Raw genomic sequence first — 23,667 nt, forward strand, 5'->3', positions numbered from 1 at the left:
CGGCGTAATCGCCTGGCCATTGATAAAGGAGTCATGCCATGAGCATTGAACGGTCTTATAAGGGCAGTTGTTTTTGCGGCGCGGTCGAGTTCACCGTCAGCGGCGAGCCGGCGGGAATGGGCTATTGCCATTGCGAGTCGTGTCGGCATTGGTCAGCAGGACCGGTCAACGCCTTCACGCTGTGGAAACCCGACGCGGTGCAAGTTACACGGGGCGCCGACCACATCGGCACCTACAACAAGACACCGCGCAGTTTCCGCAAGTGGTGCAAGACGTGCGGCGGGCATCTGTTCACTGAACACCCTGAGATAGGGCTGATCGATGCGTATGCTGCGGTCATTCCGGATCTTGAGTATTCGCCAGGGGTACATGTGCACTATCAGGAAACGGTGCTGAGGATCAAAGATGGATTGCCAAAGTTGAAGGATGTCCCCGGCGAATTGGGCGGATCGGGGATCAGCGTGGAGGAATAGCGCTGGCAAGGTAAGTGTCCGGATCCCGACTTGCCAGGTTATACCGGTTGCTGTCTGTTCGGCGCTCAAGCAGCGGAACAAATAAAAACGGGCATCCTGAAGGCGCCCGTTTTTCCATCATCGCCGCTGAGTTAAACCGATGCGGTTTCACCGCCTGGCCAATTCACACACCGATGCTCAATCTCGCGATCAGTGCGATTTTTTTGATCCTGAGGTGGCAGCGTTGTTCAACCCTTTGGTGTTGTGATCGCCTGGGGTCGAGGTCGAAATGGCACCGGCCTTTGTGACGCCGCGGGTATCTCGGGATTGGGCGATGCCTGAAGTCGTAGAGCCATGACCGCGACTTTCTCCGCGATCATTGCCGTAGTGGTTTCCGCTTTCACCACGGTCTCGAACCGCCTTGCCGGCATGATCGCTGGCCAGTCCATTACCACGGCCATTACTGTCAGCGTTGCCGGAGTGACCTGAACCGCTGTGACCGCCACCCGTGCCACCGCCATGGCCGCCGCCATTGCCACCGCCGTTACCGCCTCCGTTACCACCACCACCACCACCACCACCACCACCCTCTTTCGCATAGGCAGAGTTCATGACGGACAGGTCAGCAGGGAGTAATGGAGCGGCTGCAAGCATCATGGCGCAGGACATGACAGCAAATAGACTTTTATTCTTTAAAAGCATGGTGGCTTCCATAGGTTGATATCGCGTGCCATAGGACGCGATAACCCTGTTTCAGTTCCAAGCCCTGCGACAGACGGAAGGCAAGGTACTCAGCCTCTGATCCGCAGTGTGTTGGAACTGAAAAAAGTGAGCCTTTCGTAAGTGGATTCCAATCGCATTCGTCACGCAGGCGCTAGTCAAACGCACCGTTCAGCACTTCATAGATGAGCCCGGTGGCCAGCGCGACCAGGAGCAAATCGGTACCTGCTTGTTGCCATTCGTACCCATCGTAGTGAGGCAGTCTGCCGATCAACCGGCCATCCAGTTTTTTGGCTATTCCGGGGGGAAGCGGCTTACCACGAGCGAGGTTCTTTTGAATGCCGGGTGGCAAAGCAGGACCGGGACTCCAGTAGTCCCGGTAGCCGCCCACAATTTCCAGAACGCTGCCGCGATTGATACTCGGGCCATGATCCCAATCGGCGCCCCCAGCATTTTTTTCTTTGCCTGCTTGACCTCCCTGGTTGCCATGGATCTGGTTGTTTTGCGGGTTTCCCTTGCCGTTCCCCTGGCCTTTTCCATTCCCGGGATCGGCCAGTGCAGTGGCCGAGCCGCAGACCAGAGCAAGACTTGTCATTGCAGCGATCAACGAGCGAGATTTGAACATTAAGTCGTTCCTTCAGTGTGAGAAATATCCCCTCTGAAATGTAGACGCTATTGACACTGTCAGTTCCATGTCCACGCGGCGTTGACGTGAAAACACCTCCCGGGTGCAATCGACTTATACCCTCAATGTTTTCCGTAAATAGCTCGCCGACGCAGGACATAATTGTTTGAACTGGGCTGTTTGGCAGATGGCGGCGGGCGCCTCCTGCCTGTCAAACAGGTCATACCCATTGGCTGCAAAAAATTCTGCTGCCCCCTGGGTCAATAAATGCAGTCGGACCGCGCCCTGGGAGGCTGCACGCTGTTCCAATGCACGCAACACGGTTTTGCCCAGCCCCTCTCCCCGGCGTCCCTCGCGCACCACCACTGAACGAAGCAACATGTCGGGGGCCGCCCCCTCCAGTCCTCCAAAAGCCACCCATTGGCCCTGAACTTCGAAACGGTAGAACCGCCGCCCTGGCTCATTGACATCATCGTTGGGTAATGACGCCTGGCTGAGCGCATCCCGGAGCTGATCCAGACCGCTATCGCCTACTTTAATCATCTGCATTGTCACCCGCCTTTGAAGGTTCCTACGCCCTCAAAGCTAGCAGGCCTCGTGGGTCAGACAAGTACGCAATGTCCTGGGCCGGATGAGCTACCGTGGCCAGAGCCGTTTGATGGGTTGGTAGCACCCGATGATTGACGACCAGTTGGGCTGGTGAAAACACCCCCTGATGTCCACTGGTCGACACACTATTGTTCTGTAGATTCAATATCTATACTTTTGAATCTAGAGATTAATAGAGAGATAACCATGGCCGTCCCTCTCAAGGAACAAGCACTCACCAAGTCCCAGTGCGTCACAGGCCTGCGCGCCGCGGTTGGCATCCTCGAAAAATGGAGCGCATCCAGCGATCAGGCCTGTCGCATCTTGCGCATTTCCCGCAGCACCTACACTCGCGCCCGCCAGCGCGATCCCTCGTGGTCCGTGGCGCTGGACGCAGACCAGATGCAACGCATCAGTTTTGTCCTCAACATCCACGCCGCATTGCGCCTGATTTTCGATAACCCGGAAAACGTCTACGGCTTCCCGTCGATGGCCAACCACAACGAGTTTTTCAATGGCCGTAGCCCGCTGGAGATCATGGCTCAGGGCGACATGATTTCCTTGTATGAAACCTTCAAGCGCATTGACGTGCTGCGCGGTGCGCAATGGTGACGGTGAGCGAACTGGCAGAACTTGCCGGCGAGCAGCTGCAGGCTTACCGACTGGTCAACTCGAAGTTTCCACCGATCGCGATGTTTGATGACGTTGCCGATGCGGACGAGTTTGAGGTGCTGTATCAGATTCAGGCGCTGACCAATCCCAGGCTGAAGAATGAAGTGGGTCATCTTGAGTTGATTGCGCGGGATCAGATCCCGTTCGGCATTCCCGGCTGCTCTTACGCGACGGCGCCTTTTACTCACGTCAACCCGGCGGGATCTCGGTTCAGCGATGGCAGTTTCGGGGTGTTGTATCTAGCGGACTCCATGGAAACGGCGTTGGCCGAGGTGCGGCATCACCAGAGTCTGTACTGGTCGAATGTTCCGGGCCTCAACTATGAGCGGTTTGTGTTCCGGGGGTTGTCTTGCTCTTTCGTGGACGCAGCGATGAGGGATGCTGCCGCCATTGCGATCACTGATCCTGTTTACGATCCTGACGATTACACGGAATCGCGGCGCTTGGGGAGGTCCGTTAAAGAGGCGCGATGGCCTGGGATTCGTTACCACTCCGTGCGGATGCAGGGCAGTTATTGCTGGGCGCTGATGACGCCGAGACCGGTCTTATCAATCGTTCAAGCAGCGCATTACGAGATGGTCTGGAATGGTCAGGTGACCAGTGTCAGCAAGATCAGCGAGGCTTAAAGCGTCTAGACAGGACTTTTCGAACCCATTGCCGGCATCGATAGTCACCATCGACTCAATGAAGTTCTCATAAAAAATCCGCGGCGTAAGATCGGCTCCATACCAAAACAACTACACCCCGGAGCACACCATCATGAAACGCCAAATCCTTCTCAGCATCGCTTTCTCGGTTTTTGCAGCTAACGCTTTCGCCGCCACCTCTGCTCACCCGGTTGTCGCTGAAGGCGGCTCGGATCGTTTGATTGAAAGTCGTGTGGCTGAAGGTGGTTCGGATCGTCTGATCGAAAACCGCGTTGCTGAAGGTGGTTCGGATCGTCTGATTGAAAACCGCGTTGCTGAAGGTGGTTCGGATCGTCTGATCGAGAACCGCGTGGCTGAAGGTGGTTCGGACCGTCTGATCGAAAACCGCGTTGCCGAAGGCGGTTCCGACCGTCTGATCGAAAACCGCGTTGCCGAAGGTGGCTCGGATCGTCTGATCGAAAGCCGCGCTGTATAAATGAATGGCTTTACCGAAGTACTCAAAAATGAGCCCGGCCTAACCAGCCGGGCTTTTTTACGTCCTCCATTTGCGACCGCCAGGTGCTCTTGCGCGCAAGCCTTGCGACAAAACTCCCACTACACCGGTTTGCTCAGTGCAGCATCGATCATGAGACGCACACCCCGCAGCACCTGAGCCGACACCTCAGGCCGCGCCTTCGCCGTGGCACGCGCAACCGAAAGGGAGCCGACCATTGCCGCAACGATGCCCATGGCGGTGGCCAGCGCGTCGACGTCGGGATTATTCGCGGCGACCCGGCGCTCAAACGCCCGCACAAGCACCATGTAACCCTCGGTGTACTTCGCGCTGATCGCAGCATCCTGGCGGCCGATTTCGCTGGCGGACGCCGCCATTGCGCAGTGCTCGGCATAGTTGTCGCGGTTGTCGACGGCCAGATACTCGGACAGAAAGCGGTCCAGGTCCGGCTCGCCATCGACCGTGCCCGTGTAGAGCTTGGCATTGCCCTGCTCCAGGCTCCACGCCAACGCCTCGGCGGCCAGCGCTTCCTTGGACGGGAAATGCGCGTACAGCGCGCCGTGCGTCAGGCCGGCCGACTTGCTGATTTCGGCTACGCCCACACCATCGATCCCTTTCTCGCGAAACAGGCGGCTGGCGGTCTCCACCAGGGCGGCGCGATTGGCTTCTGATTTTTCTTTCGAGATTTTCATGATGAGGTTCCTCCGCGTTCATTCTTGCACACTATGATTGCGCTCACAATTAACAAGAATCCAGTGCCAGCAAGGTTTTATTACGACAAGAATATTTGTGTTGACTTTAATAAATGCGATCGCCATTATTAATTCAATGATTGCGAACGCAATCTTACAGGGCGAAAGCCTCATCCAACCAGAGCACACGATCATGAAAATAAAAAATTCCGTTGCCTTCGTTACCGGTGCCAACCGTGGTCTTGGCCTTGCGTTCGCTAAAGAGCTGGTGGCGCGTGGCGCGAGCAAGGTCTACGCCGGGGTGCGCAACCCTGAAGGCGTCAACATTCCGGGGGTGATCGCCATTCGTCTTGACGTCAGCGACCCGGCATCGGTTGCCGCGGCAGTGGCCCAAGCAGGCGACGTGACGCTGCTGGTCAACAATGCAGGCATGGCCCGCCTGCTGCCTTCCATGCTGGAACCTGGCCTGGTGGAAATGGCCCGCGAAATCTTCGAAACCAATTACTACGGCGTCATGCACGTCAGCCTGGCCTTCGCCCCGGTGCTTAAAGCCAACGGCGGCGGCGCGATCGTCAACGTGCTGTCGGATGCGGCCTGGATTGCGGCGCCTTTCCTGTCCGCCTACGCGGCATCGAAAGCGGCAGCGTGGAGCTTTACCAACTCGCTGCGCATCGAACTCCAAGGCCAGGGCACCAGCGTGCAAGGTCTGCACGTGGGCTTTATCGACACCGACCTGACCCATGGTTTTGACGTGCCGAAAGTCCAGCCATCCGACGTCGTGATCCAGTCGCTGGACGGCGTGGAAGCGGGCCTGAAAGAAGTGCTCGCAGACCAAGGGACACGCGCCATAAAAGCCAGCCTGTCTACCGGGCAAGCGGCCTACCTCAACCCCGAAACCGTCGCGTAAGGAGCACACCCATGCACCTCTTCCAGCGGCTGGCCTTCGGAGCTGTCTTCGCCTTCGCGGTCAGCGGCGCCATTGCGGCGCCGGCGGCAACGCATAACAGCGCACCCAATCAATTCGTCGAAGCTGACGGCGTGCGATATGCCTATCGCCAGTTCGGGGCGCAGATGGGCGTTCCGGTCATCTTGCTCCAACACTTTCGCGGCAACATGGATTACTGGGACCCGGCAGTGACCGACGGCCTGGCACAGCAGCGGCCGGTCTACCTGTTCGACAATGCCGGCGTGGGCCTCAGCAGCGGCGAAACACCCGACTCGTTCGAAGCCATGGCCGATCACGTTGCCGCCTTTGCCCGCGCCCGCGGCTTGACGCAAGTTGACGTACTTGGCTTTTCAATCGGCGGCATGGTGGCGCAGGAAGTCGCGTTGCGCCATCCGCAACTGGTGCGCCGGCTGATCCTGGCGGGCACGTCGCCGCGCGGCGGGGTCTCGGGACATGATCCACGGGTTCCCGGGATCGCGCTCCGCGAATCGATCGCCACACAGGAAGAGACCGCCTATCTGTTCTTCGATCCAGCACCGTCAAGCCAGCAGGCGGCCCGGGATTTCTGGGAAAGACGTCACGAACGTACTGAAGGCCTCGACAAGCTCAGTTCGATGAAGGTCATCGCGGCCCAAGGCGCGGCGCTGGGCAAATGGAGCGTTCCCGGTGACGGCTCTTTTTCGCAATTGAGCCTGATTACCCAACCAACCCTGGTGGTCAACGGCAGCAAGGACAGGATGGTGCCCACCGAGAACTCCTACACGCTGCAACAACACATTCCGAACGCCAAGTTGCTGATCTATCCAAATTCGGGGCACGGCGCATTGTTTCAATATGCCAACGATTTCGTGTCGCAAGCCAACGCCTTTCTGAACTAGCTCGAACCCCGCCGTTGCGGAATTCAAATGTAGTCCGTCGTTGAATTTTATCGCCCCCAATTCTCCTGGAGTACGACCATGTCAGCACTATCGTTTGCGGCGTTCCGTCGCTGCCTGTTAGCTGTTTCAGCCACTGCTGGTGCCCTGGCACTGGTCACCCTCGTCTCGCCCTCTTACGCCCGGGCCGCTACAACGCCTGCGGCCGCCGCCACTGTCGAGAAGGACAGCGCCATTCGTCCTTTCAAGGTCAACATTCCTGAAGACGCAGTGGCCGATCTGCGCAAACGTGTACTGGCGACCCGTTGGCCCGACCGCGAAACGGTCAACGATCAATCCCAAGGCGTGCAACTGGAAAAGCTGCAGGCGCTCGTGGGCTACTGGGGCACCCAATACGACTGGCGCAAGGTTGAAACCCAACTCAATGCCTTGCCGATGTTCGTGACCAAAATCGACGGCCTCGATATCCAGTTCATCCATGTCAAATCCAAACATCCGAACGCCCTGCCGCTGCTGCTCACCCATGGCTGGCCCGGTTCGATTCTGGAGCTGACCAAAGCCATCGGCCCGCTGACCGACCCGACGGCCTACGGCGGTCGTGCCGAAGATGCCTTTGACGTGATCATTCCCTCGATGCCTGGCTACGGTTTCTCGCAGAGACCCACCGACGGCGGCTGGGGTCCCGACCGTATCGGCGTGGCGTGGGATGTGTTGGTCAAGCGCCTGGGCTACAAGCGTTATGTGTCGCAAGGTGGCGACTGGGGCTCGGTGATCGCCGACGCCATGGGACGCCAGGCACCGCCCGGCTTGCTGGGGATCCACGTAAACATGCCGGCCACCGTGCCTGCCGATGTGGCCAAGGCGATCAACGACGGCACCCCGCCTCCCGCTGGTCTGTCGGCCAAGGAGACCGCGGCTTATGAGTCGCTGAAAACCTTCTTCGGCAAAAATGCGGCTTACGGGGCCATGATGAGCACTCGGCCACAAACGGTCGGCTACGGCTTGTCGGATTCACCCGTCGGCCTGGCCGCGTGGATGTTCGACAAATTCAACCAGTGGACCTACAGCGGCGGTGATGCGGAAAAATCCCTGACCAAGGACGAGATACTCGACGGCATTTCTCTCTATTGGCTGACCAACAGTGCGATCTCGTCCGCTCGCTTGTATTGGGAAAACAACACCAACAACTTCAATGCCGTGGAACAGAAGACCCAGGACATCAAGATCCCTGTCGCGGTGACCGTGTTCCCTGGTGAAATCTATCAGGCGCCGAAATCCTGGACCGAACGCGCCTATCCCAACCTGATCTACTTCAACGAAGTGGACAAGGGCGGCCATTTCGCTGCATGGGAGCAACCTGAATTGTTCGCCAAGGAACTGCGCGATGCCTTCCGCTCGTTGCGCTAAAAGCTAAGTTGCACGGGCCTGCCCATTGTTCTGATGGGCAGGCCGCACCACCGATTTTGGTCCGCAAGAATCAATCCCAGCGTTAATCCACAATGAACAACTTGGCCCCTGTGGTGCTGAATGATCGATGCCCCTCGGCGTTGTTGCCCACCTGATAGCTCATCCCGGCGGTGAGCGTGAACTGGCGACCATCCTCCAGTTCCGTGTGCAACTCGCCTTCCAGGCACAGCAGGATATGACCTCTCCAACACCAGTGATCGGCCAGATAGCCGGGGCTGTACTCAACCATCCGCACACGCGTCGAACCAAACTGGCAGGTTCGCCACCAGGCGGTACCGGTCTGCCCAGCGTATTCGACACGCTTGACAGTCGACCAATCGGTCGTCCCAAAGGGAATAGCCGTTAGATCCATGGTTGCCTCATCAGTAAAAGAGTGTCTGTGGACCGTACCCATCCAGTGATACTTTCGACAGACACAGAGACCACTCTTTTAGGAGATACAGGCGCCCATGCCAGGGGCAGCTTCCTGCGTAAAGGGTGGCCTATGACAGCCCTTGGATTTACATCAATCCGGCCGGTCGGCCGTATCATCTCGAGAAGAAGACCGCGAACTCGCAGCATTGCGCTTTCGTCGCACCTCTTCATCCTCCGCCAGTGCCTGACGAACGAGGGCCCTAGCTGCCCATGCGGCGGTGTCGAGTGATTCTTCGACGCTCGCGCGACTGATATCGCGCACGGCGATCAACGCCTCGGTGCCCATCACTATCGACAACGCCTGCTTTTGTCGTTTACGCGCAGCAGGCATCATGCGCCTTTTAACGGCGCGCTATTCTTACCTGGGGACACCCTGAAAAGGAGACGTCAGCATGAGCACCCTGAAACTTCACCCTGCACTGGACAACGGTATTCAACCCGCCGCCGAGAATTTCACCGGTGGCACCCTGCAATGCCTGTGTGCGACCGACAAGGTCGAGGTCAAGATCGGCGCACAAACCCTGCATAACCACGCGTGCGGCTGCAGCAAATGCTGGAAACCGCAAGACGCGACATTCGCCGTCATTGCCGTGGTACCTCGGGATAAGGTCAGCATCACTGCCCACGGCGAAAAACTGGCGATTGTCGACGAATCCGCCACCATCCAGCGCCACGCTTGCAAGCAGTGTCACGCCCATCTCTTCGGGCGCATCGAGAACAAGGACCATGCGTTTTATGGCCTGGACTTCGTCCACACCGAGCTCTCACCCCAGCGCGGATGGGCGGCGCCGGGCTTTGCGGCGTTCGTGTCCTCCATCATCGAAACCGGCACACCGCCCGCGCAAATGAAGGCTATCCGCGAGCGCCTGCGCTCGATCGGCCTGGAGCCCTACGACTGCCTGTCCCCGGACTTGATGGACGCAATGGCGACGCATGTCGCCAAACAGAAAGGCGTGCTCCCCGCCGCCTGATTGATCGGCCGCCGCGGTTTCTCCGCCGGGCCGCGGCCCCGGTTCAATTTCAGCTCATTCGGATTGTCTGCGCCAAGCCCCGGGCGATGTGCCGAACTGGCGCTTGAATGCGCGACTGAACGCGGCTTCGGACTCGTAGCCAACAGCAAAGCCGATTTGCGCGACATTACCGCGACCTTCGCGCAGCTGTTGAGCCGCCACGTGCATACGCCAGAGCGTCAGGTATTGCATCGGTGGCTGTCCGACCAACGCCGTGAAACGCTCCGCGAATACCGAACGCGACATGCCCACTTCAAGCGCCAGGGCTTCTGCAGTCCAGCCCTCGGTGGGACGGGCATGGAGCAGCGCCAATGCGCGCCCGACATGCGGATCGCGCAACCCCGCCAGCCACCCGCGCCGTTCAGCGGGGAGGCTCGCGACATACTGGCTGACGGCTTCGACGAACAGCAATTCGGATAGCTTGGCGATGACCGTTGCCGAGCCGACGCGCCCCGCAGCAATCTCACTCACCGCGAAACGGAATGAGCTTTCAATCCAGGCTCCCGAAGCCGTCGCGCGTACATCCAGTTTCAATAAGGATGGCAGCGACGAAAGCAACGGACTGAACGGTGTTTCAGAGCCGAGGAATCCGCACAATAACTGTGTGGCCTCGCCGCCCCCGCCGTACTTGATCCGTGAAATGCCGCCAACTTCCGGTGGCTGAATGACGTCGCGCGCCGACAGGGGCGCAATGCTCAGATCACTGCCAAACGTATGAACATCATTGCGAGGAAGCAGAATGAGTTCGCCTGCCCGCACGTCGAGGGTGGCGCCATCGTCGATGCGCAATTGCATGTGCCCCGCCGCGACAAAATGCGAGGCAATGATATGTCGAGGTGCCGCCAGGAACGGCTTGCAATCGTCTGCAGAGATTCTTCCGCTGATGCACCAGGGCGCAGTGAACTCTGCCTCGAGAAAGACCCCTCCAGATAGCCGAATCACCCGCAAGACATCAGAAAGCGCATCCAACACTTGCCAGCCCTCCTTTCCGGAGTCCGGAGCATGTAATCAGGCGCACTGGTCATTCGCCGCCTGAACTGCGAGGCCTAGATTAGCACCAACGTGGACTCAGTGATCGAGACGATCCCCAGACGACTCACCCATGGTCATCGGCTCCGACGTTAACCCTAATTGCCCTATCCCGACTCGACCAGGGAAGCAGGAGATCACTATGAACACCGTCGTCACCCTACCCGGCTCAGACTCGGCCAACGCCGCCCGGTATGCTCAACTTGTCAGGTCATCGAAGAAAGCGGAATGGCAGATCGATCGCGATTTGCTCCAGGACCGCAGCTTCGACTTCTCGCGCAAATTCTTGCCCGACTGACTATCGCAGATCGACCGCCTGACCTTTCTCGCCGCGAACGAGGCGCGCCTGCTCAGCCAGATTCAGGGCCGAACCTATGCGTATCTCTTTGGCCTGGTCGAGCGTTTTATCAGTGCCAAAATGCTCGATCAAGGTCGGGCCCATGTGTTTGACGATCAGCTCGCACTGGAAGCGTTGGTGCGCTTTTCCAACGACGAGATCAAGCATCAGGAGCTGTTCCGGCGCATTGAGACGATGATGGGGACGCAATTACCAGCGGGATATCGTCAAGTTGCCGATCCCAACGAGGTGGCGCGTGCGGTGCTGGCGGCCAGCACCTGGTCGGTACTGGCGCTGACCTGTCATATCGAACTGTTTGTTCAGACGCACTACGTGCAAAGCATCGCCCCGCACGAGGAGTTGCGCCCACTGTTCAAGGACGTCTTCAAATTCCACTGGAAGGATGAAAGCCGGTACGTCGTACTCGATGAATTGGAGTGGAAGGCGGAGCACGCGAAACTTTCCCCGGCCGAGCGCAACCAGGCCGTGGACGATCTGATCGCGCTGGTGGCCGCCGTCGATACGATCCTGCAGGCACAATCGGCATCCGATGCCGACTACTTCACTCGAAATGTTTCACCATCGTTCGGTGTCGATGAGACAGCGCAAATCAAAGCCTGCGTGCTGAGCGCCTACCGCTGGCAATACATTATCTCGGGCGTGCAGCACCCACACTTTGGCCGGCTGCTGACGCGCATGACCACACCCGAACAGATGTCCAGGATTCAGACCGCACTGGCACCCATCATGAGCAGCTGATCGACAGGCGCCGGTCGACTACACGGCCGAGCGGCTGTGGAATGACGTGCTGAAAATGATTTTTGAGGATGGCAGCCATGACGATTCCGATGTGGATGTTGCTTGGATTTGCGACCTGGACGTTGCTGCTGTTGATGGCAACCGTCGGGGGTGTATCGCTGGGTCAGAATCCTGTTCTCGAATGTTCCGATTGCTTCTTTCCGAAGCGATCAGCCCGAAGGCGAGGATTGGTATCGACGCGGGACAAGAGCGCACGCGAACTGTGTGGAAAACCTGCCAGTCTTTGGCGCAATCGTGTTGGTGATTTCAGCCCTGGGTGTAGACGGCCCGGCGGTGAGCTCCTTGTCGACAATCGTCCTGATCGCTCGCGTCTGCCAGTCTCTGGTTCACGTCTGCCATGTGCAAACCGATAGATTCGTGGCGGTTCGTTTTACTTTTTTCAGCGTTCAGTTGGTGTGTTTTCTAGCACTTATTATTATCGCCGCTTACCACGGCGTATGACGAGCGTCGCTCTACGATCGCTGCACGGCCGGATCCCTTTGAACTAGTCTGCGCTGTCACCCACTACGGTGGGCGTCGCAGCCGTGCCAGCCAAGAGGCCGCCATCGATGTTCAACTCACTGCCGGTCATGTACGTCGCTTCATCCGAGGCGAGTAGCAGTGCCAGCGCCGCAACTTCTTCGGGCATCCCGAACCTTCTGAGTGGAGTATCTCGAACCAGTGCGGCCATTCGCTCTTGACGATCCGCGCCGGAGCCCAACATGGGCTCCCACATGGGTGTGAGGATGGCCGCTGGATGAATCGAGTTGCACCGAACGTTCAGACTTTGCTCGGCGCAGTAGAGCGCCACCGTTTTTGTGTGGTTACGCACCGCGCCTTTGGACGACGCATAAGCCGCTGCGCCCGGGATGCCGACCAGGCCTGATCGAGAGGAGATGTTGATAATGGAGCCTGCCCCATGCTGCCGCATGGAGCGAATGGCGTACTTGCAACCGAGGAACACACCATCGAGGTTGGTTTGATGCACTGCGTGCCAGTCCTCCAGACGCGCATGCTCCGGGTCGTGCTGCACGAAACCATGCTCAAATCCGGTGATACCCGCGTTGTTCACCAATACATCCAGCCTGCCGCGTTCCTTCAGGATTTGCGCCGTTACTCGCTGCCAGTCTTCTTCGCGTCGCACATCAAGGTGCAGATAGCTGGCGTGATCACCGAGAGAATCTGCAACGATTCTGCCAAGTTCGTCGTTGATATCGGTGACGTAGACAAAGCAATCCTCCTGCGCGAAGACTCGCGCAATCGCGGCCCCGATCCCTTGGGCCGCCCCGGTCACGATCGCAGTCTTGGAAGTGAGTTTATTGGCCATAAGTAATGGGGTAATTCCCTTGGTTTGATATGCATGAAACGTGGAAGTGATGAACCTCGCAAAGCGGTTGCCCCCCCTACCAGGGTTGGTTGGCAAATCGATCCGGAGTATAGACTGCCTCCGCGAAACGCCAGCGTGCGAAGTGCACGGCACGTCCACGCAACGTCCCTTCCTGCGCTGCGCTGGTGTTTCGCGCTCCCCCCTCGGTAACCTCGTTCAGTTTGCTTAAATCGGGTTCATGGACAGGGAAAGATTCCTCTCACTCAAGCCAGTAAGGGACCGGAGATCAGATGAACTTGGCCAGCAGAGCGACGATGACAAAGGTGGTAAGGGCGAACGCCGCACCGATGCTGAAAGGCAACAGAGAAGCACGGGCCGCCGTTGGGGAAGGCCTGCTCATTTCATCCGCCAGAGCAGCTACATCTCGGTGTAGTTGTTCAATGCTGGCTTGATTCGTAGGTTTTGGGGGCATGCTGCATCTTCCTTTATGGGTCACGGTCAATCCTTGTGCGTGAACCTTTGTCAGGCAATGTGGGCTGCGCAACGACAAAACTCAAGTGTGGCCGATGTGCGGCCCTAGCCGATGAACGCTTTTGAAAGCTCTCGCCCAGTGCCGGAGATGCCGCCCTGTTCTGCCCTGTCACTATTTCCTTTCCTTCTATTTCTGAATAGCAGGTGACTCCTGTTGAGATGTAGGCAATGTCCGACAACTACGCAAGAAAGTACATTGACTATATCTTTCGATAGATTTGCGCCTTTATGGGCGTTCCCTCCTATGCGCTGGCGCTTCGCGCTTACTCGATCAACCCGTTCTTGCGGGCCCAGGACACGGCGTCGTAACGACTCGAAACCCCCAGCTTGGCGTAGATGTTTTTCAGGTTCCACTTCACCGTTTCCAGCGAAATGTTCAGCGTCAGGGCCACGCGTTTGTTTGCCATCGCCTGGCTGATCAATTGCAGGATGGCCAACTCCCGAGGCGTGAGCATTGCAGATGCGCCATTGGCCGACGATTCGCTGGAGCGACCGACGCTTCCAGGGCCGAAGCGCTCCAGCAACCGCCCCAGGTACACTTCGTCTTCGCTGCCCAGCGGCTTGCTCGCCAGCGCGACAAGCATCTTGCGCAGCACTTCGCCTTCGTCGAGGAGCGAGCGTACAAGTCCCAGTCGACGGCCCTGGGTCAATGCTTCAAGCAAGTGCGTTTGCGCCTGTTCCGGCTGCAGCAGGTCGGCCCTGGCGCAGGCTTCGAGCAACTGGCCGGTGACCAGCAATTGTCCGCGGCTGAACTTCCTTGCGTAAGTGCTGAGGATCGCCAAGTCTTCGAGGGCTTTGTCCGGGTAGTTGGTGGCCAGCAGCAAACGCGCTCGCGCCAAGGCCGCGATCGCCGGAATATCGGCCTGGAAATCCAGGGAATTATGCGCGCCAGCATCCGACGGTGTCGTCCTGGGGCAGGTAGTCCGGTTTTTCGATCAGCAGCGCACGGGGTAGCGCCGTGACAGCCTGGTAAGCGAGAAACCCCGCCTTGTCGCGGTCACGCACCAGAACCTGATCGGAGAAGCGTTGCACTGAGCACGGTGGAGGTGGTGTTGCGATTGCCCATCTTGTGCAGCAGGCCCGCGAGGGCCGAACATGAGTGGGCCAGGCTTAAGGCCAACGACTCTCGCGAATGTCGTAACTGCCATAACTTCGAGTTCATGGACTTCACACGCCAGAGCAAGCGCGCTTCTGCCATGCATTCGACGTCCCTGGCCAACGGTGAGGCCACCTGCATCGACTGCCACAAAGGCATTGCTCACAAGCTGCCCGATATGAGCGGAGTGAAAGGCTGGTAAGAATGCGGCAAGTCGGCTATCGATTCACGACCCGCCGTCAACAACTCTCACCCTGTGGCAGTCAGACGGTCCAAGTTTTTGACCGCTTGATGAGCGAACATCCATCGGCATCAGAGGCTGGCCGGATTCGTTGTCCAGCAGCACCGAACGCGTCTCCTGCGCCTCGAACAGAAAACGTTCGCCCCACTGCCTCATGCTGATCACCACCGGAAAGATCTCCCTCCCTTTGTCCGTAAGGACGTACTCCTTGTAGGCGCTTCCGTCTGACGCCGGTCGCACATCGAACACACCGACCTCAACCAGCGCTTTCAGTCGCGATGCCAGAATATTCTTGGCTACGCCCAGGCTCTTTTGAAATTCGCTGAACCGGCGAATGTCGTCAAATGCGTCGCGGATGATCATGAGCGACCAGCGATCGCCAATGGCCTCGAGTGTTCTTGCTACGGGGCATTCGCTGCTTTGCGGTGAAGTGCCTTCGACCATCGTATTTACCTTTTGGATATGGACTGCCAAGCCTGCCGAGCAATCTGGTTGCAATTTAAAACTTGATTCAGCAATAATCGAAACCAGTTTTCAATTGAAACCAGTTTAACGCCATGGAGGCGCACATGACAGCAGACGCCCAACGTTTCTCCCGGCAGCCTTCGCAACTGCCGCCTACGGATATGGGAGAACGCAGCAGGATCGACCGGCCTGCGGGGCTTTCTCCGTCGCTCACGTTATTGTTTTCCGTCACCTGCGCACTGGCCGTCGCCAATGTTTACTTCGCCCAACCCTTGCTCGCCTCAATGGCTGAAAGCCTGGGCGTCACCTCAGGATTGATCGGGGTCGTGGTGACGGCCACTCAGGCTGGATACGCGCTGGGGTTGCTGTTCATCGTACCGCTGGGCGACAGGGTCAACCGTAAACAGCTGATTTTGACTCAAGTGATGCTGTCCGCAATTGCGCTGGCGGCGGTCGGTGCCTCACAGCAATGGCTGGCCCTGCTGGGCGCCATGATCGTGATGGGCTTACTGGCCGTGGTGGTTCAGGTGCTGGTGGCCTATGCCGCCGTGCTGGCAACGCCATCACAACGTGGGCAGGCCGTGGGAACCGTCACCAGCGGCGTTGTCCTGGGTATTCTTCTGGCGCGTTTTACCTCTGGGCTGATCGCAGATCTGGCGGGCTGGCGCGCTGTTTACTTCGTTTCCTCAGGGTTGATGCTGATCCTCGCGGCGGTGTTCTGGAAGGTGGTGCCTGCCGCCGTGTCGCCACGCAACCAGGACTCCTACCCGGCGCTCATCGGGTCGCTTTTCAAGCTGTTCATGACCGAGCCGGTTTTACGACTCAGGGGCCTGCTGGCCTTGCTGATCTTTGCCGCTTTTTCCGTGCTGTGGACCTCCATGGTGCTGCCGTTGAGCGCGCCGCCGCTGTCGCTTTCACACACGACCATCGGCCTGTTTGGCCTGGCCGGCGTCGCCGGTGCCCTGGCTGCCAGAAGAGCCGGTCGCTGGGCCGATCAAGGTTTGGGACAACGAACTACCGGCCTTTCGCTGGGGCTCCTGACGCTGTCCTGGTTGCCCATCAGTTTTGCCGAGTCGTCCCTGATCGCGCTGGTCCTGGGAGTGGTCTTGCTCGACTTCGCGGTACAAGCCGTACACGTCACCAACCAGAGCCTCATTTTTGCCGCACGACCCGACGCGCAAAGTCGCATGGTCGGCGCCTACATGTGCTTCTACTCGGTCGGCAGCGCGCTGGGGGCGGCAGCCGCGACCCAGGTTTATGCGCTCTGGGGCTGGATGGCAACCAGCCTGCTGGGCGCCTTGATCAGCGCCGCAGCTTTAGTGCTGTGGGTTCTTACCAGCCGTTTCTCAACGACCCTTCAAGGAAGATCCGTATGAAAGCCAGACACCTGCTACTCGCCATCTCGATCACTGCCATTTGGGGCTTGAATTTCTCGGTGATCAAACTGGGCCTCACCACAGTTGACCCGCTGATCCTTGCTGGCATTCGCTTCACCCTTTGCGCACTTCCAGCGATCTTTTTCATTCCGAAACCCGATGTGCAGTGGCGCTACATCATTGGCTACGGTTTGGTCTTCGGTATCGGACTTTGGGGCGTGGTCAACCTTGGTATCAAGGCTGGACTTTCCGCCGGCATTGCTTCGCTGGTGCTTCAGTTCAGCGCGTTTTTCACCCTTCTGCTGGGCGCCTGGATCTTCAAGGAAGCGATTTCCCGCTACCAACTGGCGGGTATGGGTATCGCCTTCTGTGGCTTGTTGAGCGTCCTCTCGATTGTTGACGGAACCGTCACGACGGCCGGGTTGATCCTGGTGCTGCTGGGAGCGGTCGCCTGGAGTGTGGCCAATGTGATCAACAAAAAAGCCAGGACCGCTCAGGTCTTCGCTTTCCTGGTGTGGTCCAGCGCGTTTTCGCCCATCCCGCTGTTCGCGCTTGATTACGCCGTCAACGGCTCGACCGGTTACAGCGCGTTGGTGAATCAACTCGACTACCGTGCCGGCCTGTCGATCCTGTTCCAGGTCTACCCCAACACACTGTTCGGCTACTGGGTGTGGAATTCACTTCTGAAACAATATCCCGTGTCTACCGTCGCGCCCTTGTCGTTATTGGTACCGGTATTCGGACTGCTCGGTTCAGTGATGATTTTCAATGAGAGCCTGTCACTCAACAAAATCGTCGCCGTCGTCCTTATCGTGTCGGGTCTTGGGGTTGGTTTGTACGGACAGCGTGTACTCGGTGCGGTGCTCAGGCGTTCTGGCAGACTCGACAACAGCGATTTCTCAGGGAGGCGACCCGGTCCCCCAAAACCAACTGACATCCGGTTTTGAAGCTAAGGTTATTGGTAGATTCCGATTCAAGCAAAATCCGTATTCATCATCCCTGCCTGCCGGCAGACAACTGCGCATTGGGCGAAATCAGATATTCACTTTCGGTCGGGACTCGCTTTCTGCTCAAGCCATAATAGGAGAGGTGATTTGCATCAACGCCTGCAACAGCCGATGCGTCGGACTGCATTTTTTGCAGACACAACTGCACTGATCCTGTTTTTCACGACCACCGGCATCATCAATGAACGTTTCATTGCTGGCATGACGTGGGATCAGGTCCTTCATGCTCGCCTTCTGGGAGCGGCGCTGATGGTTCCAGTCGCGAGACCTTACGGCATATGGCGGGATTGGTTAATGAAGCGAGCCGGTCAGAGTCCGGTTTCCATATTGCTGTGGGACAGTATTGCCCTCGTCAGTTTCCAAGTGCCCATCTATGCGGCGATCATTGCCTTCAGTGGTGCATCAGGAGGCGGGCTGGTGCGTGGCATTTTCGGCGCGGCCTTGATGATGCTCTTTCTAGGACGACCTTATGGGGCGTTTCTTAACGGGGTACGGAAGCTGTTTGGCTTGCCTCCGGGTGGCGATAGGCCAATGTCGCTGAACAGCTGAGTGTTCTCTATCGGCCAATAACGGCCGTCCGTGACCGATTCATGCCCCATGCCGGTGATGAGCCTCCGGTAATAACTTCCGCACTCAATAGCGGCTGTGTATTATCAGCGCGGGCCGATGCTGCCCGCCGCTCGCTTCCGAAAGGAAAGGTGAAAGCATTTCTTCTCTCTCCAAATCCTGTCGCATCTCTTGAGAGTCGAGGTTTGGCAACGCGAGCACCAGAATGCCTCGGCTACAGGAGGAACGATGTTTTCAATCGAACAAGCCAAGCAGATGGCGAAGAGGCTGCGTGCCTCGCTAGAGGCGCGCAATCAAGAGGCGTCTCACTCAACCGCGCTTGAACTGGTAGCGCACCAACTGGGCTACAAGGACTGGAACACCGCGTCTGCGATGCTTCCCCAGACACCCACCCAACCCGCCATTACATTCGACAAAGCCATCCCGATATTGCGGATGTTTGACGAAACCAAGGCCCGCGAGTTCTATCTTGATTTTCTAGGGTTCAGCGTCGAATTCGAGCACCGTTTCGAAGCAGATCTGCCGCTGTACCTGGGAATCAGCCGAAACGGTTTGCAGCTTCATCTTTCCGAACATCATGGCGATGCGAGCCCGGGATCGACGATATTTGTCCCGATGCAAAATATCGAACTGCTGCGCGACGAACTACACGGCAAACGCTACGGGTATGGACGGCCAGATATTGTTCAGCAAGGCTGGGGGCAAGTACTGGAAGTCTATGACCCATTCGGCAATCGAATCCGGTTCTGCCAAAGCTGATTCTGCCTGGCGGGCTGGGGTGACCCAGTCCGCTTCACGACCTGCATAAGCCAGTCAATCCTGATACTTGTCCTATCCTTCTAACCAACCCACAACGCCAGACACCAACATGCCCGCCCCCGAATCCACCCTCCTCGACAGCTGGCACCACAACGCCCACGCCTGGATCGAAGCCATCCGCAGCGGCGCTATCGAAAGCCGCCTCACGGTGACCGACCAGGCCATCCAGCTAGCGGTGCTGGGCCGCCAGCCGGAGCGGGTGCTCGACCTGGGCTGCGGCGAAGGCTGGCTGTTGCGTGCGCTGGCTAAACGGGGCATCACGGCGGTTGGTGTGGATGGCGATGGGACGCTGGTCGAGGCGGCGCGGGCGGCGGGCTCTTCAACGGTGCATCTGGCGAGCTATGAAGCATTGGTGGAGGCGAAGGTGGACGTCGGCCGCGACTACAACCTGATCTGCGCCAACTTCGCGTTGCTGCACCAGGACATCATCCCGCTGCTCGCCGCCATGAACGCCCTGCTCGCCCCGGGCGGTGCGCTAGTGATCCAGACGCTGCATCCGTGGGCCGTGGCGGCGGGCGACTATCAGGATGGTTGGCGGGAAGAGTCCTTCGTCGGGTTCAAGGGTCAGTGGCAACCGATGCCGTGGTATTTCCGCACCTTGTCCAGTTGGCTGAATGCGCTGGACATGGCCGGGTTTCGGCTGGCCGGCCTGCAGGAGCCGCAGCACCCGCAAAGCCAGGTGCCGCAGTCGTTGCTGTTGGTGGCCGAGCCGCGACGGTAAGTGTGGGCTAAGCGCTGCTCAGACGGTCGATTGAACAGCCGCGGCCTGCCGCCCCTTGAATGCCAGCGCAAAGCAGAAAAATATCGCCAGAGCGAACCCGGCAGGAAACAGCCAGATGCTCTTCCAGTCATGGCTGCCCGTCAGCGCAAAGTGGTCGGTCACCTGCCCTGCGACCCAGAATCCGATCAGCATGCCCAGGCCATAAGTCGCCAAAGTAATCAGGCCTTGAGCCGAGCTTCTGAAGCGTTCCGGGGCTTTGGCGTCGGTGTAGATCTGGCCGGACACAAAGAAGAAGTCGTAGCAGATGCCGTGCAAGGCGATGCCGGTAAACAGCATGAACGCCAGGTCGCCATTGTTGCCGTAGGCGAACAGCAAGTAGCGCAAGGCCCACGCCAGCATGCCCACCAAGAGCGCAATCTTGATGCCGAAGCGGTGGATGAACAGCGGCAGAAGCAACATGAACAGCACTTCGGAAACTTGCCCGATGGCCATCTTCGCCGTCGGGTTGGTCACGCCGATCTCCGCCAGAAACGGGTTGGCATTCTGGTAATAAAACGCCAGCGGAATACAGATCAAAATGGAGGCGATGAAGAACACCAGGTAACTGCGGTCCTTCAGCAAGCTCAGGGCATCGAGCCCGAGCATTTGCTTGAGGCCGCTGCGACCCACTTCAGGCTTCAGAGGCGCGGTGCGCGGCAAGGTGAAGCTGTAGAGGCCGAGGACCAGAGAGGCAATCGCCGACATCAGAAAGGTATTGCGCAGCCCGCCTGAGGAAATCGTGGCCTGGGAATCCCAGGCAAACACGAAGCTGATCACCACACCGGCCACGATCCAACCGATAGTGCCCCACACACGAATGCGCGAGAACTCGAGGGCCGGGTCGCGCATCTGCCGGAACGCCACTGAATTCACCAAAGCCAGGGTCGGCATGTAGATCATCATGTACGCCAGCACGTAGGGGTAAAAGGTGCTGAAGTCTGGCGCTCGATACAGCTGATACAGCAACACGGCACCCACCAGGTGCAGCACCGCGAGGATGCGTTCGGCATTGAAGAAACGGTCGGCAATCAAGCCGATCACAAAGGGCGCGATGATCGCGCCCCAGGACTGGGTCGAGAACGCCATGCCGATCTGCCCGCCGCTGGCGCCCAGGTTACTGACGAGGAACGTACCGAGGGTGACGAACCATCCGCCCCAGATAAAGAATTGCAGGAACATCATGGCGCTCAATCGCGCGGTCATCGTGGACATAACAGTCACCGTCTTATTGTTTTTCTTGTTGTAGAGAGGAGCGAACAACGTTGTGATCAGGCGTCGGGCAACCCCAGCAATCGTCGATTGAAACCTTCGTCCGACTGCACGCTGGCGAAGTCATCGAACGCCTTCTGCGTCTTGGTGATCATGTGCTGCTCGATGAACGCCGCCCCTTGCGCAGCGCCCTGGGCGGAATGCTTGAGGCAACACTCCCACTCGAGCACGGCCCAGCCGCTGAAGTCGTATTGGGTCAATTTGCTGAAGATCGACTTGAAGTCGATCTGGCCATCGCCCAGCGAACGGAAACGCCCCGGCCGCTCGACCCAACCCTGGTAACCGCCGTACACGCCCGAACGGGCATCGGGCCGGAATTCGGCGTCTTTGACGTGGAACATGCGAATGCGCTCGTGGTAGCGATCGATGAAGCCGAGGTAGTCCATTTGCTGCAGCAGCAGATGGCTGGGGTCATACAAAATCGCCGCGCGCGGATGGTGATCCACCGCCTCCAGAAAACGCTCGAACGAGGCGCCGTCGTGCAGGTCTTCGCCGGGGTGGATTTCGTAGCACAGGTCGACACCGGCCTCCTCGAAACAATCAAGAATCGGCAACCAGCGTTTCGCCAGTTCGGCGAAGCCTTGCTCAACCAACCCGCTTGGACGTTGCGGCCATGGGTAGACATAGGGCCATAGCAACGCACCGGAAAAGGTCGCATGGGCCTTCAATCCCAAGCGCTGACTGGCACGGGCGGCGAGCTTCAACTGCTCGATGGCCCACTCGGTGCGCGCCTGCGGCTGGCCGCGTAAATGCGCGGGGGCAAAGTCGTCGAACAAGGCGTCGAACGCCGGATGCACCGCCACCAATTGGCCTTGCAGGTGCGTCGACAACTCACTGATCTCGACGCCCGCTTGGGCACAGACAGCTTTCAATTCGTCGCAGTAATCCTGGCTTTCGGCGGCGCGCGCCAGGTCGATGTACTGCATGCCCAAGGTCGGCAGCTGAATGGCCTTGTAGCCTTGGGACGCCGCCCACTGGGCGATATTGGCCAGGGTGTCGAAGGGCGCTTCGGCGGACATGAACTGCGCGAGGAAGATCCCCGGACCGCGCAGGCCTGTTTGAGAAGTAGGGTTCACGGGTGAGTGCTCCGGGTTCATTGGGGACAGACCAGTTCGGTCCATTTCGTGTCGCCACGATGATTGGCAATCACGGCTTCGATGAAGGCCATGCCGCGCAACCCGACGTCGATGCCCGGTACGCCGGGGGCTGCGTTGCCGTCGATGTTGCTGCGAATAGCAGTGGCGAAATCAGCGTAGAGGTTGGCCATGGCTTCCAGATACCCCTCGGGATGCCCGGCCGGCAGACGCATGCGCCGGGTCGCGGCGTCGCACAACCACGGCTGGCCGACACCGGAACGCAGCACGCGCATCGGTTGATCAAGGGAACGATGGATCAGGCTCGACGGTTCCTCCTGACGCCATTCCAGGCCGCCCTTGTCGCCGTAGACGCGGATCTTCAACGGGTTCTCTTCGCCCGCGCACACCTGGCTGGCAATCAACACACCGCTCGCACCGTCGGCCATCTTGAACAGCATCGCCGCGTCATCGTCCAGTTGCCGACTGGCAATGTGGGTATTCAACATCGCGCACAGGTGCTGGATGGGTTGGTCCGCGACGAATTCGGCCAATGAAAAGGCATGGGTGCCGATATCGCCGATGCAGCCTCCCAGCCCGGACTGCTCAGGCAGATCGCGCCACCCTGCCTGTTTGTTGCCCTGCCCCGCCACATCCTCGCTCAGCCAGCCCTGGGGGTATTCCACGATTACCTTGCGCACGGTGCCGATCACGCCGTCGCGAACCATCTGCCGCGCCTGCCAGACCATCGGATAACCGAGGTACGTGTGGGCCAGGCCATAGAGGCGATCGCTGCTTTCAAGGACAGCCTTGAGCGGCAGCAACTCGGCCAGATTCAACGCCGCCGGTTTCTCGCTGAACACATGAAACCCCGCGCTTAGCGCCTGGCTGGCAATCGGGGCGTGCAGGTGATTGGGGGTGACAATGATCAGCAATTCCATGCGCTGATCGGCGGGCAATGCGCGCTCGGCCTCGAGCATCTGCCGCCAGTCGCCGTAGCAACGCGAAGCGGACAAACCCAGCGCGGCACCGCTGTCCTGATTGTTGCGGGGGTCGCGACTGAACGCACCACACACCAGCTCAAAACGGCCATCGAGCCCGGCGGCCTGGCGGTGGGCCTGACCGATGAAGGCACCCTCCCCGCCACCGACAAAGCCCATTCTTATTTTTTGCAGTGGAACACTCATCGTAATTCTTCTCTGTTTGAGGCGGCTTCAGACGGCTTTAAAGGGATGAAACCTCAAGCCGATGTAACCGGTTACATCATGGCGGAAATTTAGGCCCTGTTTGACGAGGTGTCAAACCCCGAATGAATCGCCAGGAAAATTTCAGGGTGGCACCGACCTGCGCTAAGCTCGCCGCTGCGCAGTT

General features: G+C 58.7%; 26 protein-coding genes and 4 pseudogenes. 16 read left to right on the forward strand and 14 right to left on the reverse strand.

Features of this window, described 5'->3' with window-relative positions; genetic code table 11:
* The first annotated feature begins 38 nt into the window (after positions 1–38).
* Positions 39–473 carry a GFA family protein gene (locus tag ACA070_RS18720; RefSeq protein ID WP_497447834.1) on the forward strand — a complete coding sequence of 145 codons (435 nt, stop codon included), beginning with the start codon at positions 39–41 and terminating at the stop codon, positions 471–473.
* Positions 474–662: 189 nt separating this feature from the next.
* Here the strand turns inward: ACA070_RS18720 and ACA070_RS18725 are convergent, their stop codons facing one another.
* The 3 genes from ACA070_RS18725 to arsN2 form a co-directional block, all read right to left on the reverse strand.
* Positions 663–1,154: a hypothetical protein gene (locus tag ACA070_RS18725; protein ID WP_497447835.1), complete on the reverse strand. Its 492-nt coding sequence runs from the start codon at positions 1,152–1,154 to the stop codon at positions 663–665.
* 172 nt (positions 1,155–1,326) lie between these two features.
* On the reverse strand, positions 1,327–1,797 hold the full coding sequence (locus tag ACA070_RS18730; RefSeq protein ID WP_497447836.1) for an anti-virulence regulator CigR family protein: 471 nt from the start codon (positions 1,795–1,797) through the stop codon (positions 1,327–1,329).
* Between the two features lie 114 nt (positions 1,798–1,911).
* The gene (arsN2, locus tag ACA070_RS18735) at positions 1,912–2,346 is read right to left on the reverse strand and encodes an arsenic resistance N-acetyltransferase ArsN2 (RefSeq protein WP_497447837.1); all 435 of its coding nucleotides are present in this window, start codon (positions 2,344–2,346) and stop codon (positions 1,912–1,914) included.
* A 246-nt stretch (positions 2,347–2,592) separates the two neighbouring features.
* On the opposite strand from arsN2, the gene ACA070_RS18740 reads away from it, so the two are divergent.
* From ACA070_RS18740 to ACA070_RS18750, 3 genes are all read left to right on the forward strand, one after another.
* Positions 2,593–2,997, forward strand: a complete 405-nt coding sequence (locus ACA070_RS18740; RefSeq protein ID WP_497447838.1) for an antitoxin Xre-like helix-turn-helix domain-containing protein — start codon at positions 2,593–2,595, stop codon at positions 2,995–2,997.
* Positions 2,991–3,683 (forward strand): RES family NAD+ phosphorylase, encoded by a 693-nt coding sequence (locus ACA070_RS18745; RefSeq protein WP_497447839.1) that lies wholly within the window; start codon positions 2,991–2,993, stop codon positions 3,681–3,683. The genes ACA070_RS18740 and ACA070_RS18745 overlap by 7 nt, the downstream gene beginning before the upstream one ends.
* A gap of 133 nt (positions 3,684–3,816) precedes the next feature.
* Positions 3,817–4,179: a hypothetical protein gene (locus ACA070_RS18750; RefSeq protein WP_497447840.1), complete on the forward strand. Its 363-nt coding sequence runs from the start codon at positions 3,817–3,819 to the stop codon at positions 4,177–4,179.
* Positions 4,180–4,298: 119 nt separating this feature from the next.
* Here ACA070_RS18750 and ACA070_RS18755 read toward each other — a convergent pair whose 3' ends face one another.
* On the reverse strand, positions 4,299–4,889 hold the full coding sequence (locus tag ACA070_RS18755; protein ID WP_462027622.1) for a TetR/AcrR family transcriptional regulator: 591 nt from the start codon (positions 4,887–4,889) through the stop codon (positions 4,299–4,301).
* Between the two features lie 193 nt (positions 4,890–5,082).
* Between ACA070_RS18755 and ACA070_RS18760 the strand changes: the two genes are divergently transcribed.
* From ACA070_RS18760 to ACA070_RS18770, 3 genes are all read left to right on the forward strand, one after another.
* Positions 5,083–5,796 (forward strand): SDR family oxidoreductase, encoded by a 714-nt coding sequence (locus ACA070_RS18760; RefSeq protein ID WP_497447841.1) that lies wholly within the window; start codon positions 5,083–5,085, stop codon positions 5,794–5,796.
* A gap of 11 nt (positions 5,797–5,807) precedes the next feature.
* Entirely contained in the window at positions 5,808–6,713 is a 906-nt protein-coding gene (locus ACA070_RS18765) for an alpha/beta fold hydrolase (RefSeq protein WP_497447842.1), read from the forward strand.
* A 78-nt stretch (positions 6,714–6,791) separates the two neighbouring features.
* Positions 6,792–8,117, forward strand: coding sequence for an epoxide hydrolase family protein (locus tag ACA070_RS18770; protein WP_497447843.1), 1,326 nt, complete (start codon positions 6,792–6,794; stop codon positions 8,115–8,117).
* 82 nt (positions 8,118–8,199) lie between these two features.
* Here ACA070_RS18770 and ACA070_RS18775 read toward each other — a convergent pair whose 3' ends face one another.
* Entirely contained in the window at positions 8,200–8,529 is a 330-nt protein-coding gene (locus ACA070_RS18775; RefSeq protein ID WP_497447844.1) for a DHCW motif cupin fold protein, read from the reverse strand.
* A 153-nt stretch (positions 8,530–8,682) separates the two neighbouring features.
* A pseudogene (locus tag ACA070_RS18780) lies at positions 8,683–8,919 on the reverse strand (hypothetical protein); the annotation flags it as partial.
* A 64-nt stretch (positions 8,920–8,983) separates the two neighbouring features.
* On the opposite strand from ACA070_RS18780, the gene gfa reads away from it, so the two are divergent.
* Positions 8,984–9,562 carry an S-(hydroxymethyl)glutathione synthase gene (gene gfa / locus ACA070_RS18785; protein ID WP_497447845.1) on the forward strand — a complete coding sequence of 193 codons (579 nt, stop codon included), beginning with the start codon at positions 8,984–8,986 and terminating at the stop codon, positions 9,560–9,562.
* 54 nt (positions 9,563–9,616) lie between these two features.
* On the opposite strand, the gene ACA070_RS18790 is transcribed toward gfa, so the two are convergent.
* Positions 9,617–10,573 (reverse strand): AraC family transcriptional regulator, encoded by a 957-nt coding sequence (locus tag ACA070_RS18790; protein ID WP_497447846.1) that lies wholly within the window; start codon positions 10,571–10,573, stop codon positions 9,617–9,619.
* A 199-nt stretch (positions 10,574–10,772) separates the two neighbouring features.
* Between ACA070_RS18790 and ACA070_RS18795 the strand changes: the two are divergent.
* Together ACA070_RS18795 and ACA070_RS18800 are read left to right on the forward strand one after the other, a co-directional pair.
* Positions 10,773–11,726 (forward strand): annotated as a pseudogene (locus ACA070_RS18795) (hypothetical protein).
* Positions 11,727–11,803: 77 nt separating this feature from the next.
* A pseudogene (locus ACA070_RS18800) lies at positions 11,804–12,227 on the forward strand (MAPEG family protein).
* 43 nt (positions 12,228–12,270) lie between these two features.
* On the opposite strand, the gene ACA070_RS18805 reads toward ACA070_RS18800, so the two are convergent.
* The 3 genes from ACA070_RS18805 to ACA070_RS18815 all read right to left on the reverse strand — a co-directional run bounded on the left by ACA070_RS18805 (position 12,271) and on the right by ACA070_RS18815 (position 14,655).
* A complete protein-coding gene (locus tag ACA070_RS18805; protein ID WP_497447847.1) occupies positions 12,271–13,092 on the reverse strand; it encodes an SDR family oxidoreductase in 822 nt (273 codons plus the stop codon).
* A 794-nt stretch (positions 13,093–13,886) separates the two neighbouring features.
* The gene (locus ACA070_RS18810; RefSeq protein ID WP_497447848.1) at positions 13,887–14,462 is read right to left on the reverse strand and encodes a response regulator transcription factor; all 576 of its coding nucleotides are present in this window, start codon (positions 14,460–14,462) and stop codon (positions 13,887–13,889) included.
* A 40-nt stretch (positions 14,463–14,502) separates the two neighbouring features.
* Entirely contained in the window at positions 14,503–14,655 is a 153-nt protein-coding gene (locus tag ACA070_RS18815) for a hypothetical protein (protein ID WP_497447849.1), read from the reverse strand.
* Positions 14,656–14,705: 50 nt separating this feature from the next.
* On the opposite strand from ACA070_RS18815, the pseudogene ACA070_RS18820 reads away from it, so the two are divergent.
* Positions 14,706–14,921, forward strand: a pseudogene (locus tag ACA070_RS18820) (NapC/NirT family cytochrome c); the annotation flags it as partial.
* 24 nt (positions 14,922–14,945) lie between these two features.
* Here ACA070_RS18820 and ACA070_RS18825 read toward each other — a convergent pair.
* Complete coding sequence (locus tag ACA070_RS18825; protein ID WP_497447850.1) at positions 14,946–15,404, reverse strand: winged helix-turn-helix transcriptional regulator; 459 nt, start codon at positions 15,402–15,404, stop codon at positions 14,946–14,948.
* A 125-nt stretch (positions 15,405–15,529) separates the two neighbouring features.
* On the opposite strand from ACA070_RS18825, the gene ACA070_RS18830 reads away from it, so the two are divergent.
* The 5 genes from ACA070_RS18830 to ACA070_RS18850 all read left to right on the forward strand — a co-directional run bounded on the left by ACA070_RS18830 (position 15,530) and on the right by ACA070_RS18850 (position 19,915).
* The gene (locus ACA070_RS18830) at positions 15,530–16,801 is read left to right on the forward strand and encodes an MFS transporter (RefSeq protein WP_497447851.1); all 1,272 of its coding nucleotides are present in this window, start codon (positions 15,530–15,532) and stop codon (positions 16,799–16,801) included.
* Positions 16,798–17,748, forward strand: a complete 951-nt coding sequence (locus ACA070_RS18835) for an EamA family transporter (RefSeq protein ID WP_497447852.1) — start codon at positions 16,798–16,800, stop codon at positions 17,746–17,748. The genes ACA070_RS18830 and ACA070_RS18835 overlap by 4 nt, the downstream gene beginning before the upstream one ends.
* 147 nt (positions 17,749–17,895) lie before the next feature.
* Entirely contained in the window at positions 17,896–18,357 is a 462-nt protein-coding gene (alaE, locus tag ACA070_RS18840; protein ID WP_497447853.1) for an L-alanine exporter AlaE, read from the forward strand.
* 246 nt (positions 18,358–18,603) lie between these two features.
* Positions 18,604–19,134, forward strand: coding sequence for a glyoxalase superfamily protein (locus ACA070_RS18845; RefSeq protein ID WP_497447854.1), 531 nt, complete (start codon positions 18,604–18,606; stop codon positions 19,132–19,134).
* 109 nt (positions 19,135–19,243) lie between these two features.
* Positions 19,244–19,915, forward strand: coding sequence for a class I SAM-dependent methyltransferase (locus ACA070_RS18850; protein ID WP_497451984.1), 672 nt, complete (start codon positions 19,244–19,246; stop codon positions 19,913–19,915).
* A gap of 18 nt (positions 19,916–19,933) precedes the next feature.
* On the opposite strand, the gene ACA070_RS18855 is transcribed toward ACA070_RS18850, so the two are convergent.
* From ACA070_RS18855 to ACA070_RS18865, 3 genes are read right to left on the reverse strand one after another with little or no spacing between them, the layout of a single operon-like run.
* The gene (locus ACA070_RS18855; protein ID WP_497447855.1) at positions 19,934–21,166 is read right to left on the reverse strand and encodes a nucleoside permease; all 1,233 of its coding nucleotides are present in this window, start codon (positions 21,164–21,166) and stop codon (positions 19,934–19,936) included.
* Positions 21,167–21,222: 56 nt separating this feature from the next.
* Positions 21,223–22,320 carry a sugar phosphate isomerase/epimerase family protein gene (locus ACA070_RS18860; protein WP_497451985.1) on the reverse strand — a complete coding sequence of 366 codons (1,098 nt, stop codon included), beginning with the start codon at positions 22,318–22,320 and terminating at the stop codon, positions 21,223–21,225.
* Positions 22,317–23,456, reverse strand: a complete 1,140-nt coding sequence (locus ACA070_RS18865) for a Gfo/Idh/MocA family protein (protein WP_497451986.1) — start codon at positions 23,454–23,456, stop codon at positions 22,317–22,319. Before ACA070_RS18865 ends, ACA070_RS18860 begins: the two co-directional genes overlap by 4 nt.
* Positions 23,457–23,667 lie beyond the last annotated feature (211 nt).

Source organism: Pseudomonas sp. LBUM1678 (assembly GCF_059695575.1).